Origin of the sequence: Streptosporangium sp. NPDC050855, assembly GCF_044456585.1 — a bacterium.
GTDB classification, from domain to species: Bacteria; Actinomycetota; Actinomycetes; order Streptosporangiales; family Streptosporangiaceae; genus Streptosporangium; species Streptosporangium longisporum.
In genome coordinates this window covers 570,024-584,314 of record NZ_JBITFY010000001.1, presented here as the reverse complement: position 1 = coordinate 584,314, position 14,291 = coordinate 570,024, and the positions used below count along the sequence as shown (strand labels likewise).

The 14,291-nt window shown below is 70.6% G+C and carries 15 protein-coding genes and 1 tRNA gene; 4 read left to right on the top strand and 12 right to left on the bottom strand.

The annotated features are described in order from the left end of the window. Window positions 1-93 precede the first annotated feature (93 nt). The 4 genes from ACIBCT_RS02765 to ACIBCT_RS02750 form a co-directional block, all read right to left on the bottom strand. Window positions 94-825 (bottom strand): ABC transporter ATP-binding protein, encoded by a 732-nt coding sequence (locus ACIBCT_RS02765; protein WP_344893369.1) that lies wholly within the window; start codon window positions 823-825, stop codon window positions 94-96. 62 nt (window positions 826-887) lie between these two features. Next, a complete protein-coding gene (gene cbiQ / locus ACIBCT_RS02760) occupies window positions 888-1,604 on the bottom strand; it encodes a cobalt ECF transporter T component CbiQ (protein ID WP_399185685.1) in 717 nt (238 codons plus the stop codon). Between the two features lie 47 nt (window positions 1,605-1,651). Further along, window positions 1,652-2,695, bottom strand: a complete 1,044-nt coding sequence (locus ACIBCT_RS02755) for an energy-coupling factor ABC transporter permease (protein ID WP_399185684.1) — start codon at window positions 2,693-2,695, stop codon at window positions 1,652-1,654. A 68-nt stretch (window positions 2,696-2,763) separates the two neighbouring features. Then, the gene (locus ACIBCT_RS02750; protein WP_399185683.1) at window positions 2,764-4,734 is read right to left on the bottom strand and encodes a glycosyltransferase family 2 protein; all 1,971 of its coding nucleotides are present in this window, start codon (window positions 4,732-4,734) and stop codon (window positions 2,764-2,766) included. Window positions 4,735-4,983: 249 nt separating this feature from the next. Here ACIBCT_RS02750 and ACIBCT_RS02745 point away from each other — a divergent pair, with 249 nt between their 5' ends. The 3 genes from ACIBCT_RS02745 to ACIBCT_RS02735 all read left to right on the top strand — a co-directional run bounded on the left by ACIBCT_RS02745 (window position 4,984) and on the right by ACIBCT_RS02735 (window position 7,282). Next, complete coding sequence (locus ACIBCT_RS02745; RefSeq protein ID WP_399185682.1) at window positions 4,984-5,619, top strand: GNAT family N-acetyltransferase; 636 nt, start codon at window positions 4,984-4,986, stop codon at window positions 5,617-5,619. After that, window positions 5,579-6,433, top strand: coding sequence for a helix-turn-helix transcriptional regulator (locus ACIBCT_RS02740; protein ID WP_399185681.1), 855 nt, complete (start codon window positions 5,579-5,581; stop codon window positions 6,431-6,433). The genes ACIBCT_RS02745 and ACIBCT_RS02740 overlap by 41 nt, the downstream gene beginning before the upstream one ends. 81 nt (window positions 6,434-6,514) lie before the next feature. After that, window positions 6,515-7,282, top strand: a complete 768-nt coding sequence (locus ACIBCT_RS02735) for a glucose 1-dehydrogenase (RefSeq protein WP_399185680.1) — start codon at window positions 6,515-6,517, stop codon at window positions 7,280-7,282. An 87-nt stretch (window positions 7,283-7,369) separates the two neighbouring features. Here the strand turns inward: ACIBCT_RS02735 and ACIBCT_RS02730 are convergent, their stop codons facing one another. Beyond that, the gene (locus ACIBCT_RS02730; RefSeq protein WP_399185679.1) at window positions 7,370-7,567 is read right to left on the bottom strand and encodes a hypothetical protein; all 198 of its coding nucleotides are present in this window, start codon (window positions 7,565-7,567) and stop codon (window positions 7,370-7,372) included. A gap of 73 nt (window positions 7,568-7,640) precedes the next feature. Between ACIBCT_RS02730 and ACIBCT_RS02725 the strand changes: the two genes are divergently transcribed. Continuing rightward, window positions 7,641-7,781, top strand: coding sequence for a hypothetical protein (locus ACIBCT_RS02725; protein ID WP_399185678.1), 141 nt, complete (start codon window positions 7,641-7,643; stop codon window positions 7,779-7,781). A gap of 282 nt (window positions 7,782-8,063) precedes the next feature. Here ACIBCT_RS02725 and ACIBCT_RS02720 read toward each other — a convergent pair whose 3' ends face one another. From ACIBCT_RS02720 to cysS, 7 genes are all read right to left on the bottom strand, one after another. Further along, window positions 8,064-8,387 (bottom strand): hypothetical protein, encoded by a 324-nt coding sequence (locus ACIBCT_RS02720; RefSeq protein ID WP_399185677.1) that lies wholly within the window; start codon window positions 8,385-8,387, stop codon window positions 8,064-8,066. A gap of 199 nt (window positions 8,388-8,586) precedes the next feature. Then, a complete protein-coding gene (locus ACIBCT_RS02715) occupies window positions 8,587-9,540 on the bottom strand; it encodes an Imm10 family immunity protein (RefSeq protein ID WP_399185676.1) in 954 nt (317 codons plus the stop codon). A gap of 988 nt (window positions 9,541-10,528) precedes the next feature. Further along, window positions 10,529-11,344, bottom strand: a complete 816-nt coding sequence (locus ACIBCT_RS02710; RefSeq protein ID WP_399185675.1) for an inositol monophosphatase family protein — start codon at window positions 11,342-11,344, stop codon at window positions 10,529-10,531. Then, window positions 11,341-11,520, bottom strand: a complete 180-nt coding sequence (locus tag ACIBCT_RS02705) for a hypothetical protein (protein WP_399185674.1) — start codon at window positions 11,518-11,520, stop codon at window positions 11,341-11,343. Before ACIBCT_RS02705 ends, ACIBCT_RS02710 begins: the two co-directional genes overlap by 4 nt. 200 nt (window positions 11,521-11,720) lie before the next feature. Beyond that, window positions 11,721-11,793: transfer RNA gene (locus ACIBCT_RS02700), tRNA-Thr, on the bottom strand. A 71-nt stretch (window positions 11,794-11,864) separates the two neighbouring features. Further along, window positions 11,865-12,839 (bottom strand): 23S rRNA (guanosine(2251)-2'-O)-methyltransferase RlmB, encoded by a 975-nt coding sequence (gene rlmB / locus ACIBCT_RS02695; RefSeq protein WP_399185673.1) that lies wholly within the window; start codon window positions 12,837-12,839, stop codon window positions 11,865-11,867. A 23-nt stretch (window positions 12,840-12,862) separates the two neighbouring features. Beyond that, a complete protein-coding gene (gene cysS, locus ACIBCT_RS02690) occupies window positions 12,863-14,260 on the bottom strand; it encodes a cysteine--tRNA ligase (RefSeq protein WP_399185672.1) in 1,398 nt (465 codons plus the stop codon). Window positions 14,261-14,291: the final 31 nt, after the last annotated feature.

Below are 14,291 nucleotides of genomic sequence, written 5' to 3'. Positions count from 1 at the left end.
CGGAACCCTTACTCTCCGTGGCCGCACCCCCTCCGGCGCCCGCCGGCCCTCCCGGCCCGGACGACCTCTCGAAGCGATCCCCGGTCCGTCCGCTCAGGGCGGGGCGAACCCGTAGGGCAGCTCCAGCCGGTGCGCGGCCAGCAGGGCGGCGTCGGTGAGGATCTCGCGGGTCGGCCCGTCCGCGGCGATGACGCCCCCCGAGAGGATCAGCGAGCGCTCGCAGAGCTCCAGCGCGTAGGGCAGGTCGTGGGTGACCATCAGCACGGTCACGTCGAGCCCCCGCAGGATCTCGGCCAGCTCGCGCCGGGAGGCCGGATCCAGGTTGGACGACGGCTCGTCGAGCACCAGGATCTCCGGCTCCATGGCCAGCACCGTCGCCACCGCGACCCGGCGGCGCTGCCCGAACGACAGGTGGTGCGGCGGCCGGTCGATCGTCTCCAGCATGCCCACGCGCTCCAGCGCGTCCCTGACCCGGCGCTCCAGCTCCTGTCCCGTCACCCCGGCGTTGGCCGGTCCGAAGGCCACGTCGTCGCGGACGGTCGGCATGAAGAGCTGGTCGTCGGGATCCTGGAAGACCAGCCCGACCCGCCTGCGGATCTCCGCGAGCGTCCCCTTGCCGACCGGCAGCCCTGCCACCGAGACCGTGCCGTGCCCCGCGGTCAGGATGCCGTTGAGGTGCATCACCAGCGTGGTCTTGCCCGCGCCGTTCGGCCCCAGCAGCGCCACCCGCTCGCCCCGCTCGACCCGCAGGTCCACGCCGAACAACGCCTGCGTGCCGTCCGGGTAGGCGTACGCCAGACGGCTCACCTCCAGCGACGGCGGCACGGGCACCGGCCCGGACGGCGACGGGAGCGGTGACGGCGAGGGCGCCGAGGACCAGGGCGAGCTCATGCGATCCCCCAGCTTCCGAGCAGCACGGCGAGCGCCGCACCCGGCAACATACCGGCGGCCAGCCACTGCCGCGGCACCGCGGACACGTCCTGGATCATCGGCATCGAGCCCGTGTACCCCCGGCTGAGCATCGCCAGGTGCACCCGCTCGCCCCGCTCGTACGAGCGGATGAAGAGCGCGCCGGCCGATCTGGCGATCACCGGGATGTGCCGCACGTCCCTGGCGACGAACCCGCGCGACTCCCTGGCCACCCGCATCCGGCGCATCTCGTCCAGGATGACGTCCAGGTAGCGGAGCATGAACATGGCGATCTGCACCAGCAGCGGCGGCAGCCTCAGGCGCTGGGCGCCCAGCAGCATCATCCGGGGTTCGGTGGTGGCCGCGAGCAGCACGCTCGCGGCCACGCCCAGGGTCGCCTTGGCCAGGATGTTCCAGGCGGCCCACAGACCGGCGACGCTGAGCGAGACCCCCATGAAGGTCGTCCGCCCGCCGGACCCGATGAAGGGGATGGCCAGGGCGAAGGCCACGAACGGGACCTCCACCACCATCCTGCGCAGCACGAACCCGGCCGGCACGCGGGCCAGGGCAGCCACGACGGCCAGCAGGACCGCGTACAGCCCGAAGGCCCAGAACCACTCGCGCGGGGTGGCGACCACGACCAGCGCGAAACCGGCCACCGCCACCAGCTTGCACTGGGGCGGAAGCCGGTGCACGAGCGTGTCCCCGGGCCGGTGTAGGCGGCTCGTGTGGCCCGCCCCCACTAGACGGAGGCCTTTTTCCGGCTCTCGTCGGCCGACCCGGCGTCCCCGCCCCGGCGGCGTACGGCCAGGAAGAGACCGCCGCCGGTCACCAGGGTGGCGCCGACGCCGATCAGGCCGGCCACCCCCACCGGGAGGCCGCCCGCGTCCCCGTAGTCGGCCAGCGGCTGCTCGCCCAGCGCGTGGTCGGCCGCCTGGCCGATGAAGCCCTTGTCCTGGGCGACCCGCTCCAGGCCGTCCGGCGAGGAGGAGGCGTAGAAGCTGACCACGCCCGCCAGCAGCGCGGCCACCGCGACACCGGCCGGCAGGAACCAGCGGGGACCGCGGGGAGCCGCGGCCGGGGCCGGGGCGCCCGGGACGACGGTCACGTCCCCGTCCGCGCCGCGCAGCACCAGCGGCGCCGCGAGCCCCCTGGCGCCGTACACCAGGTCGGGCCGGACGGCCAGCACCGTGCTGACCGTGACGGCGGTGATCAGGCCCTCCCCGATGCCGATCAGCAGGTGCACGCCGCCCATGGCCGCGGCCACCGTGCCGATCTCGATCGGCGCGGTGCCGCCGATCCAGAACAGCAGCGTGAACGCCAGCGCCGAGGCGGGCACCGAGAGCAGCGCCGCGACGAACGAGGCCGCCACCACGGCCCCCCTGCCCCGCACGCTCCGGGTGATCAGGCGGAAGACGCCCCACGCGACCAGTACCGCGACGACGCCCATCAGGGTGATGTTGACGCCCAGCGCGGTCAGCCCGCCGTCGGCGAAGAAGAACGCCTGCACGAGCAGGACCACCGCCACGCAGAGCACCGCCGTGTAGGGGCCGACGAGTATCGCGGCGAGCGCCCCTCCGAGGAGGTGACCGCTGGTGCCCGCGGCGACCGGGAAGTTGAGCATCTGGACCGCGAAGACGAAGGCGGCGACCAGGCCCGCCATCGGGGCGGTGCGGTCGTCGAGTTCACGGCGGGCACCGCGCAGGCAGACGGTGACGCCCGCGGCGGCCACGACTCCCGCGGACAGCGACACGGCCGCGTTGAAAAAGCCATCGGGTACGTGCACGACAAGCCTCCGAGATGCGGATGTGACCCCACTTTAGGCCATAGGCTTGTAGTTGCGACATGGTGGCATTAGCGAACGATGCGCCTGATGAAGGTCCGGGGACCCAGGGTGCGCACCACCGTGCTGAGCCGCCCCTTGCCCGCGGTGGCGTAGGGCCGGACGCTCCACCGGGTCGTCCCCCGCCACCAGGTGCGCGGGTGCTCGATCACCTCGGGCACCGCCTCGATCCGGAAACGCGCGGGCGGCCCGCCCAGGTCCAGCTCCAGGTAGGCGTCCCAGGTCCCCGGGCCCAGCCGGCCCATCGCCTGGCAGGCCGTGAACGTGCCGTCCCCGCCGACCGCGACCGGCTCGCGCCGCTCCCGCCCGGACTCGCGCTCCCGCCAGACGAGGTGGCGCACCGCCTTCCCCGCCGGCCAGGCCGTGCCCACCACCGCCTGGCCGTCGAGCACCAGCCGGTGCCCGGCCGTCCAGCGGGCGCGCACCAGCCTGGCGCCCCCCGGCACCGGGACCACGTACCCGCCGATGTCCAGGCTGAGGTTGCCGTAGGGGCGGGTGAAGTACGGCAGCGCGACCACGTCCCCGGCCACCCGCGGCGCGGGCGGCACGACGACCCCGTCCCGGTCGGCCCCGAGCCGGGCGATCCTGCGCACGCCCTCGAAGGTGACGCCGACGTGGACGTCCCAGATGCCCGCGGCCAGGGCGGTGACGTCCACGATCCCGGTGAACTCGGCGCAGTCGCCGGTCACCGGGATCACGACCTCCTCCGCCGGGCCGGCGCCCGAGTGCCTGCGGCGCAGCACCAGGGCCGGGTCCCCGCCCGCGATCTCCGGCCGGTCGTAGCGCTCCAGCGTGCTCAGCGCCACCTTGCCCGACACGGCCAGCCGTCCCGTCCCCTCCCAGCGGAGCGCGGTCAGCTCCCGGCGGACCGCGGCCGACTCGATGTGGGCCAGCCGCACCAGGCGGTCGATGTCCTCCAGCGCGGCGATCCGGCTCCGGTCGATCGCCGGGAGCCGGTCGCGGACCCCGTCGGTCAGCCACCGCTCGCACATGTCGGCCACCTCGGCGACGATCTCCTTGCGCTCGACCTCCCCCGCCTCCAGGAAGGGCCTGCCCAGGTTGCCGAAGGCGTCCATCCGGAAGTGCCGGCGCAGCAGGTGGTCGCGCAGCTCCCCCGGACGCACGTGGGCGAGCATCACCCCGATCGGCTTCTTGATCATCCGAAGCCAGGAGACCGGGTCCCGGCTGCCCGGACGCTGCATGATGCTGGTCCCGTCGGGCCGGTCGACCAGGTGGTAGCAGTCGTAGTCGGCGACCACCGAGATCACGTCGGCGTGGCAGTAGGCGTGGGTGGTGAAGACCACGTCCTCGCCCACCAGGAGCGTCTCGTCGAAGCGGATGGCGTGCCGCTCCAGCATCTCCCTGCGGAACAGCTTGAAGCAGCTCAGGCTGTTGTAGACCGCGCTGTCGCCGAGCGGCACCCGTTCGGCGTTCTCCTTGAACATCGAGACCGGCACCCTGCGGTCGTGCCCCACGATCTTCCCCAGCACGATGTCCGACCCGTTGCGGTCGGCCATGGCGAGCATCCGCTCCAGCGCCTGGGGGCCGAGGTAGTCGTCGGCGTCGCAGAAGAAGACGTACCTGCCGCGCGCGTGGGAGAGCCCGACGTTGCGCGGGCGCCCGGCGCCGCCGGAGGCCTCCTGCCGGACGACGCGGACCACGCCCCGGTGGCAGGAGGCGTACAGGTCGGCCAGTTCCCCGCCGCCGTCGGTGGAGCCGTCGTCGACGACGACCACCTCCAGGGCCACCCGCTGGATCAGCAGCGAGGTCAGGCACCTGTCCAGATAGGGACGGCAGTTGTGCAGGGGGACGATCACGGTGACGTCGACGTCGGACCGGACCGTCTCCTCTCTCGTGATGTCCCGGCCGCCCGTGACGTCACGGTCGTCCGTGCCACCGGAGCCGCCCTTGATGTCACAGCCGTCCGTGATGTCACAGCCGTCCGGCCCCGTACGGACTCGCTGAAGGATCGTTACCGTCACCGCCGCGCCCCTCGTCGGTCACTCTCCGCTTTTACAGTGTCTCAGTATGTGACGGGAGAGTGATCGCACGTGGCGAATCCCAGCTCTTACCTCCCCGAATCACCACCGGACAGCGGCCCGTCGCGGGAAAGTCCCCGATTCGTACGGCTTGCACGAGACGCCACCCCGCCCCGTCGGCGCCCGGACCTCCGCCGGGGCCCTGTCGCACGACCTTGATCACAAGAGTCGCCCACCCGCAGAATCGACGTCATGACGGCACCGGACGAGATCGCGAACCGCTTTCCCTCCCACATCCGGCTGTCCGGCCTCGGGCTGCACCTGCGCGAGTGGACCGACGACGACCTGCCCGCCATGGTCGCCCTCTTCGACGAGCCGCAGGTCGCCCGCTGGACCCCGCTGCGTTCGCCGTTCGACGCCGACGCCGCCCGGGAGTACCTGTCCCGGGCCCGCGCGGCGCGTGCCGCCGACCGTGGCGTGCAGCTCGCCGTCACCGACGACGGCCACCGGGCGCAGGGAGAGGTGCTGCTCTTCCGGACGGCCGACGACGACGGGGTGGCCGAGCTCGCGTACGCGATCGGCGCCCGGTACCGGGGACGGCGGCTGGCGGCTCGCGCCGTCGAGGTGATGGCCGGGTACGCCGCCACCTCCCTGGGGATGCGCGGCCTGGTCCTGCGCGTCGACCCGGCGAACGGGGCGAGCGTCGCGGTGGCGCGCGCCACCGGCTTCCACCTGACCGACGCCGAACCGGTCACCTTCGAGCGCAAGGGCGATCGCATCACCCTGTTCACCTGGCGTCGCGACCTGCGCCAGGAATCGGCCGCCGCCGGCCGTCGTTGCACGGCGCATGACCAGCGAACCCCCCGCGGCGACGCGGCGGCGCCGTGAGCAGCTCGGAGTCTTCCTGCGCACCCGCAGGGCACGGCTCACGCCCGGCGACGTCGGCATGGCGGTGGCGGGCAGACGCCGGACGCCGGGGCTGCGGCGCGAGGAGGTCGCCGTGCTGGCCGGGGTCGGCGTGTCCTGGTACACCTGGCTCGAACAGGGCCGCGACATCAACGCCTCGGCCGAGGTGCTCGACGCGATCGCCGGGGCGCTGCGCCTGGACGAGCCCGAACGCGCGCACCTGTACCTGCTGGCCGGCCTCAACCCGCCCCGGGCCCGCGTGACGCGCGACGCCGCGGTCACACCGGAGCTGCGGCACCTGCTCGACGCGTGGGCCCCGCGCCCCGCGGTGCTGCGGGACCGCCACTGGGACCTGCTCGCGGTCAACGACGCGGCCCGGACGGTGTTCGGGTACGGCGACACCGACCACAACTGCCTGATCACGTTCTTCACGAGCGCCCGGTACCGCGACGCGCACGTCCACTGGGAGGCGGTCGCCCCCCTCGTCGTCGCCGCCTTCCGCGCCGACGCGGCGCACGCCCCCGGGGATCCGGAGTTCGACCGGCTGGTCGGCGACCTGAGCGCCGTGAGCGCGGAGTTCGCCGGGCTGTGGGCGCGCCACGACGTCGGCCACCCGGCCCAGACGGTGAAGGCGGTGCGTCACCCCGAGGCCGGTGACCTGTTCTTCGACATGACGCCCCTGGCGGTGACCGACCACCCGGGCTGGCACCTGGAGCTGTACAACCCGAGGCCCGGCACCGGGACCGCGGACCGCCTCGAGCGGCTCCCGCACGCCCGGCTCGCCGCTCCGGCGTGACCGTCCGGCGAAGGTGGTGGTGACACTCCCCGGATACGCCCGCACTGTTCACCCCGCGCGCCGCTCGGCACGCTGGCTCCCATGACGTACGGCATCTCCCGAATCTCGCGATTCGACGACAGGATCGCGCTCATCACCGGCGGCACCAGCGGCATAGGGCTGGCGACCGCACGAAGGCTGCTCGACGAAGGCGCACGGGTGGTCGTCACCGGACGCGACCGGGCCAGGCTGGACGAAGCGGTCGCGGTCCTGGACGGCGGGGACCGCGTCCTGGCGGTACGCGGCGACACGGCCGACCTTCACGACCTGGACGCGCTCACGGCCTCGATCCGGGACCGGTACGGGCGGCTGGACGTGGTCTTCGCCAACGCGGGCGTCGCCTCGTTCCAGCCGGCCGGCGAGATCACCGAGGCCGAGTACGACCGTGTCATGGACATCAACGTCAAGGGCGTGTTCTTCACCCTGCAGAAGGTCCTCCCGCTGCTGTCCGGCCGCGCGGCGATCGTGATCAACGCGTCGTGGACGGCGCACCGCGGCATGCCCGGCGCCTCCCTGTACGCGACGACCAAGGCGGCCGTGCACACCCTGACGCGCACCCTCGCGGCCGAACTGGGACCCGGGGGGATCCGGGTCAACTCCGTGAGCCCCGGCTACATCGAGACCCCGATGTTCCACGCCAACATCTCCGCCGAGGCCCAGGCCGCCGTCGTCGCCACGGTGCCCTCCGGCCGGATCGGCACCCCCGAGGACGTCGCCGGCGCGGTCGCCTTTCTCGCCTCCGACGACGCGTCCTACGTCAACGGGCAGGACCTGATCATCGACGGCGGCCTCGTCGCCGTCGCCTCCTGACACCCGCGGCGACCCCCTTCCCGTCCGGCGCCGTTCTCTTTCGGCGCCGTTCCCGTCCGGCGCCGTTCTGGACGCGACGCCGGGCGGTCACCGGAGCGTGGCCGCGGCCACGAACAGCGGGAGGGCGAGGAACAACCGCCCGCGACGGCCCCGTTCACGCTGCTCGGCAAGCCAGATTTCGCCTGCGCGTCGCTGATCGCCCCGGCCGGATCCGCACCCGACGTCGACCATCGCCGTATCCGGTGCGACGTCGAGCAGGGCGATGAGCGCGTCTGTGCGGTTCACCGGTCGTGGCATCGGCGGTGGACAGCGTGGGCCGGGGCGGGCAGGCTGACCACACGGCGACGAGGGAGACATCATGAACTTCGGCACTTCGGTCATGAGTGTGCTCTTCATGCTGTTCGGCGCTCTCGTGCAGTTCCTGGTCATCTACTTCGCCGTACGCCTGGCTCTGAAGCATGACCGTGAACGTTCCGCGCGTGGAGGACCGCAGGGATAGCCCCCTCGGACACAGGAGCGGTCGGCACCGAGATGAGGCACCCCCACGGGACGCCGCGGCACGGAGACACCGGTGCGGAGCGTACGACGGCACGGTACGCCGCCACCCGACGCGAACGGCGCTGATCCACCGGCACACCGGCACACCGGCCAGGACCGGGAGGAGGTCATCGCGGAGACTCTCGGCAAGGCGCTCACGTACGCGTGGATGACACGAAGGAGCGACGGGCGGCTTGCCCTCGATGACGTGTGCCGTTTCGGCAGATCGAGCCACTAGGGCGGATCAGTCGACGGAGGAGAAAACCCAGCAGACGAGAAGTGCCATCAGGATCAGACTGCCGACAAAAATCCCCAATACGATACCGAAGAATTTTCCACCGGGTCCCTGAAACCTCAGGAAAGCTCCCGCGAGAGCTCCGGCCGCAGGCGACCCGACCAATATCAATGCCGGAACAAAAGCCGGAGTGATCGGTTGCCGGAGCCCTGATCCGCTCACCTCGACCACGATGCCGATCGGCATGACCATGAGTACCGAGCTGAACAAGACGAGGACGAAGGATAAAATCCTGTAATCCTGTTCGTTCGGGTTCGAGGAGTGGACGGTCATAGTTGCTGCATGTTGGCATCGCTGTGGTAAAGCGTCAAGACGGGCAGCCGTCGGGATCAAGGCGAACGACAGGAGAAAATCTGCGCCGTCGGCTTGGGAAACGTACCGATCACGCCTTCTGGAACGGTCGGCCCGGGTGTTCGGCCGGTCGTGAGTGGCCGTGGTCGGCCCCTCGTGGCCCTGGTCGACGACCCGGCGATCAGAGGTGCATGCCGTGGGGGTGCTGGTCGAGACGGCCGGACAGCAGGATCTCTCGCAGGCTGCTCCTGAGAACTTCGACGCTGCCGTCGTCGACCTGGAGATCGATCCGGACGATGGGCTCCACGTTCAGTTCCTTCGCGGCCTCCGCGGTGAAGTGGAAGGTCAGGCGGCCGGAGTCGATCCCGCAGTGAGTCACGCCGCCGTAGGTGGTACCCGCCTGGTCCTCGCGGACGATGCAGTACGTGTCCATACCGAGTCCGATCTCCTGCCCGTCCGGCTCCTCGGTGGACATCATGAAGATCAAGGCGTTCCCGGTGCCGTCCTCGTGTTCGGCCATTCCGAAGACGATCGTCTCCGGGGTCTCGTCCCGGCCGACGGTTCGCGCGACCATGGCTCCCAGAGGAGGCCAGGTGGGGCTGGGCCCGTTCTCCGCCGGTGAGGTGGCGGTGGAGCCGCTCTCAGGCAGGGGCACACCTTCGGGCCAGGCGGCGTGCATCCACGGCGGGGTGAGATCCGGCCTGCGCGGGAACATGGTCAATTCCTCCACGTAGGCCCAGGCGGGCACCTCGATGGCTCGGGTAAAAGGCAGCTCCGTCCCGAAGGCGGGCGGCATCATGGCGGTGTAGTCCTGGGAGAAAGGCGACTCCGTCCCGAAGGTCTCCATCATGGAGTTGTACGATTTTCCGCGCAGGCTGTAGCCGAGTCGGCAGACGAACCACGTCCCCTCGTCCGGCTTGTACTCGGCCACTTTCAGCTGATGGAAAAGGTCACCGAGATCCATGTCGTCTCGAATCTGCTGGGAACCGTCGGCCATCAAATAGGTGATCGCGGTCATGCCGAAGGTGCCGAGCTGGCAGCGAAGGACATCGGCCTCCCGCCATCCGTCCGGGGCACCGGCCCGTACGGTCCGCCCGATCTCGGCACAGAGTTCATGGGTACGGTCGGATGACATGCTCACCGAGCCTTTTCCGTCGTGCGAACGAGAACAGGAATTCATCGGGGGTGTTTCCAGGTGGCTGCGTCCGATCGTTGACGCGCTCGAGCGCACGCTTCGCCTACCGGATCGTCCCGGCTTCCCCGCCGCCCCACCCTGGAGGGGCAACAACTCGGGGACGGAGGATCAAAGCCGTCCTCGCGCGTCCATCGGCCGATGGACGTTCCTCGGCCACGGTGTGCCGACGGTCACAGACGGCCCTGTTCCGGAGGAGCCGAGACGGTGGGCTTGCCTGGGACGTGACAGACGGGAAGATCCGGTCTTCTGCCTCGACTTTGGAACGTCGATCATCCTGGAGCCTGTGGCGTCTTAGTCCTGTCGGAGTTCGTCCGGCATGCGGGGTCAGGGTCGTTGGCAAGGGGGCCAGCACGACAGTCGAAGGTGACACGATTGACGCCAGGGTCAGTTATGGAGTCGTCTGGGACTCAGGCGTCGAGGATGACGTCGACCCGAGCTTCACGAACTCCCTCGTGGCGGGCGGGGAGCTCAGATTCATGAGTTCACTGATTGAGAAGCCGACTCCTCCGACCATGACAGCCAGGCCGAGTACGCCTGAAAGCGTCCCCTGTTCAGGCTTGATTTCTCCGATGAACGCATAACCGAAACCGAAGAGCACGATCAGGAAACCGAGCAGGAGTAATGCGCCTGAAGGGCGTCTCAAAGTTCCACGGGGGACTTTGCGCGACTCGACCGGGTGTTGTGATCCATAGGACATAGTGAGTGAGCGTAGCTACTGCGTGCATGCCGTAGACAGGGCTGCGGCGGTGTGGCCTCGGTGCGGTGGTTTAGGTGGGTGCAGCGGGTGCCGGGTACGGCGAGTGGGCCGATTCCCGCCGCCGTTCGGGACGGGCGCCCACGCCGCACGCCCGGAAGGCGGACGGTGGGAGGGCCGTGCGGCGGCGCGCCGCGCCGCCGCCTTGATGACCCATGAGAACAATTCGGCAAGCTACTCGTTGCGCTCGGCTTCCTTGCGTACTTCGGCGATGAGTTCGATGAGGTCGGCGAGGATTTCGGGGCTCGCCGCGATGGTGGCTTCGGAGTTCATGGTGTGCGGGCTGCCGTCCAGGTCGACGACGACGGCTCCGGCCTCGCGGGCGATGAGTACTCCTGCGGCGGTGTCCCATGGTTTGTTGCTGAGCATGACGAGGGCGTCGACCCTGCCTTCCGCCACCCAGGCGAGATCGATCGAGGCCGCTCCGAACATCCGGATGCGTTGCACGCGGGCGACGAGTTCGCGGGTGAGCGCCAGGCGAAGACGGTTCTTCGTCGTCGCGTCATCGCCCACGGCGTAGTCGCCCATGGCGACCACGGCGGCACGGAGGTCGCCGGTTTCGCCGGCATGGATCTGGCGTCCGTCGGCCCGCGCCCCGTGGCCCTCGGCCGCGCTGTAGCGGGAGGCGAGGAACGGCAGGTCGATCACGCCGAGGACCGGCATGTCCTCATCGACCAGGCCGAGGGAGACACCGCACAGCGGGAGACCGTGCAGGAAGTTGACGGTTCCGTCGACCGGATCGAGGACCCACTTGAGGCCGCTCTCGGCAACGGTCGTGGCTCCTTCCTCCTCACCGACGAACCCGATCTCGGGTGTCTCACGGCTCAGGAAGTCACGGACCGCCCGTTCCACGGCATAGTCCACCTCGGTGGCCATGTCGCGGTCGCCCTTGGCCGTGACGATCCCGGGCAGGCGGCTTTTCACGATCTCGGCGGCGATGGTGACGGCCTGCTCGGCGATCGGCAGGAGTGCGCGGGCGTCGACGGTCATACGAGGCTGCTTCGCTCCCACGTCGAGGTGAACACCTGGTCGAAGACGGGGAACGGCCCATCGGCGGCCATGTCGTCATCGGTCACGATGGTAGGCGAGCCGGCTCCACGAGCCTTCGGCAGGTAGGGCCGGTCCACGCATGCGGTCCCGTCCGCGACAAGGATGGTGAAGCTCACGGACACGTGGTTCAGGCGGTTCGGCCGCCTCCGGGGACGGTGATCTACCGGCACGCCGGTCAGGGCCGGGACAAGGCCGGCGCCGAGGCCCTGGGCGAAGGCGCTCAAGGTGCACGCGGGTGGCACGAAAAGGTGAGAAGACCGCTCAACGATCAAAGGGCCAGGTCCCCGGATACCGGTCGACCTGGCCCTTCGTCACGAGCCGACGAGGGGAATCGAACCCCTGACCTACAGTTTACAAGACTGTTGCTCTGCCGATTGAGCTACGTCGGCACGGTCGCCTGACGAGTGTAGTCGGCCCGCCCCCTCCGCGTCACCGAGGTATGCCCGGTGATCGGGAGTCGTCAGGGGCGGCGGTGGCGGGCCACCTCGTACAGGGCGATACCGGCGGCCACGCCGGCGTTCAGGGACTCGGCCGCGGCCCCCATCGGGATCCGGACGACCAGGTCGCACGACTCGCGGACCAGGCGGGACAGGCCCTTGCCCTCGGAGCCCACGACGATGACCAGCGGACCGTCCAGGAGGTTGGCCTCGCCGATGTCGGTCGTGCTCTCCCCGTCCAGGCCGACCACGAACAGGCCCGCCTCGCGGTACTCCCGCAGGGTGGCGGTGAGGTTGGCGGCACGGGCGACGGTCAGCGAGGCCAGTGTGCCGGCCGAGGTCTTCCAGGCCCCGCCCGTGACCCCGGCCGAGCGGCGGGAGGGGACGAGCAGGCCGTGGGCGCCGAAGGCGGCGGCCGAGCGGGCGATGGCCCCGAGGTTGCGCGGGTCGGTGACGCCGTCGAGGGCGACGATCAGCGGGGCCTCGGCGGCCTCCTGGGCGATGCGGACCAGGTCGTCGGGGTGGGCGTAGTCGTACGCCGGAACCTGCAGGGCGATGCCCTGGTGGACGCCTCCCTCGGTGAGGCGGTCGAGCTTCTCCCGGCCGACCTCCAGCATCGCGATGCCGCGGTCGGCGGCGATGCGGACGGATTCCTTGACCCGGTCGTCGTTGTCGATGCGCAGGGCCACGTACAGCGTGCTGGCCGGCACCCCGGCCCGCAGCGCCTCGACCACGGAGTTGCGCCCGCCGATGTGCTCGGGGGCGTCCTCGCTCCGCCGGGTGCGGACCGGGGTCCGCGAGGAGGAGGACGAGGTCCTGCCGCCCTTCTCCTCGCGCTCGATCCGCTCGGTACGCGACTTGTCCTTGTGCCAGTGCCGCATGTGCGCCGGCGGGGTGGCCCCCCTGCCCTCCAGACCGCGGCGGACGTTGCCGCCCGTGCCCTTGGTCGGACTCTTCTTCTTCGCGGGTCGCCCGGACCCTTTACCCCCACCAGCCATGGTCTATAGCGTACGGCCTGGTTTCACCGCGAGAGTTCCCAGCGGGGGCCCTGGGGGGTGTCCTCGACGTGGATCCCCGCGTGGGCGAGCCTGTCGCGGATGCCGTCGGCCGCCGCGAAGTCCTTGCGGGCCCGTGCCGCCTGCCGCTGTTCCAGCGCCACCGCGACCAGGGCGTCGACGGTCGCCCGCATGCCGGTCTCGCCGCCCGAGGAGCGCCACTGCTCCGAGCGCGGGTCGAGGCCGAGGACGTCGAGCATGTTCTGCGTCTCGGCCAGCAGCCTGGCGACCTGCTCCTTGTTGCCCTGGGCCAGGGCGACGTTGCCCTCGCGGACCACCTCGTGCACCACGGCGAGCGCCTGGGAGGTGGCCAGGTCGTCGTCGAGGGCGTCGGAGAACGCCTGGGGCAGCGGCGCGTGCGCGTCGACGTCGTGGATGACCTCTGCGGCCCGGGTGACGAAGCCCTCGATGCGCTGGTAGGCCGAGGCGGCCTCCAGCAGCGCCTCCTCGGAGTAGGCGATCGAGGAGCGGTAGTGCGGGGCCGCCAGGTAGTAGCGGAGCTCGACCGGGCGGACCTTCTTGATGATCTCCGGGACCAGCAGGGAGTTGCCGAGCGACTTGCTCATCTTCTCTGCGCCGATCTTGAGCATGCCGTTGTGCATCCAGTAGCGCGCGAAGCCGTCACCGGCGGCCTGCGACTGGGTCAGCTCGTTCTCGTGGTGCGGGAAGATCAGGTCGACGCCGCCGCCGTGGATGTCGAAGGTCGTCCCGAGGTACTTCGTCGCCATGGCCGAGCACTCCAGGTGCCAGCCGGGGCGGCCCCGTCCCCACGGGGTCGGCCAGGTCGGCTCGCCGGGCTTCTCGCCCTTCCAGAGCGCGAAGTCGCGCGGGTCGCGCTTGCACGAGTCGGTGTCGGTGTCACCGGCCGCCCGCATGTTCTCGAGCCTCTGGTTGGACAGCGAGCCGTAGCGGTCGGCGTAGGACATGACGTCGAAGTAGACGTCGCCCCCCGCGGCGTAGGCGTGCCCGGCGGCGATCAGCCGCTCCATCAGCTCGATCATCTCGGGCACGTGACCGGTCGCCCGGGGCTCGACCGTGGGGGGCAGGCAGCCCAGCACGTCGTAGGCCCAGGTGAAGGCCCGCTGGTTGCGCTCGGCGACGGCGAACCACGGCACGTTCTCGGTGGCCGCGACACGGATGATCTTGTCGTCGATGTCGGTGACGTTCCGGCAGAAGGTCACCTCGTACCCCGACCGGATCATCCAGCGCCGGAGCACGTCGAAGTTGACGCCCGAGCGGATGTGCCCGATGTGCGGGGGAGCCTGCACGGTGGCACCACACAGGTAGATCGAGGCCCGGCCGGGTTCGACCGGGACGAATTCGCGGACCGTACGTACGCTGGTGTCGTATAGCTGCAGGCTCACAAAGGCAAGGCTAATGCCTCACCTCCCCTCA

Bases quoted from the DNA above. Each gene is read 5' to 3' on its own strand.
- ACIBCT_RS02745 (WP_399185682.1), top strand. From the start codon at position 4,984: ATGACGGCACCGGACGAGATCGCGAACCGCTTTCCCTCCCACATCCGG.
- ACIBCT_RS02740 (WP_399185681.1), top strand. From the start codon at position 5,579: ATGACCAGCGAACCCCCCGCGGCGACGCGGCGGCGCCGTGAGCAGCTC.
- ACIBCT_RS02735 (WP_399185680.1), top strand. From the start codon at position 6,515: ATGACGTACGGCATCTCCCGAATCTCGCGATTCGACGACAGGATCGCG.
- ACIBCT_RS02725 (WP_399185678.1), top strand. From the start codon at position 7,641: ATGAACTTCGGCACTTCGGTCATGAGTGTGCTCTTCATGCTGTTCGGC.
- ACIBCT_RS02720 (WP_399185677.1), bottom strand. From the start codon at position 8,387: ATGACCGTCCACTCCTCGAACCCGAACGAACAGGATTACAGGATTTTA.
- ACIBCT_RS02715 (WP_399185676.1), bottom strand. From the start codon at position 9,540: ATGTCATCCGACCGTACCCATGAACTCTGTGCCGAGATCGGGCGGACC.
- ACIBCT_RS02710 (WP_399185675.1), bottom strand. From the start codon at position 11,344: ATGACCGTCGACGCCCGCGCACTCCTGCCGATCGCCGAGCAGGCCGTC.
- rlmB (WP_399185673.1), bottom strand. From the start codon at position 12,839: ATGGCTGGTGGGGGTAAAGGGTCCGGGCGACCCGCGAAGAAGAAGAGT.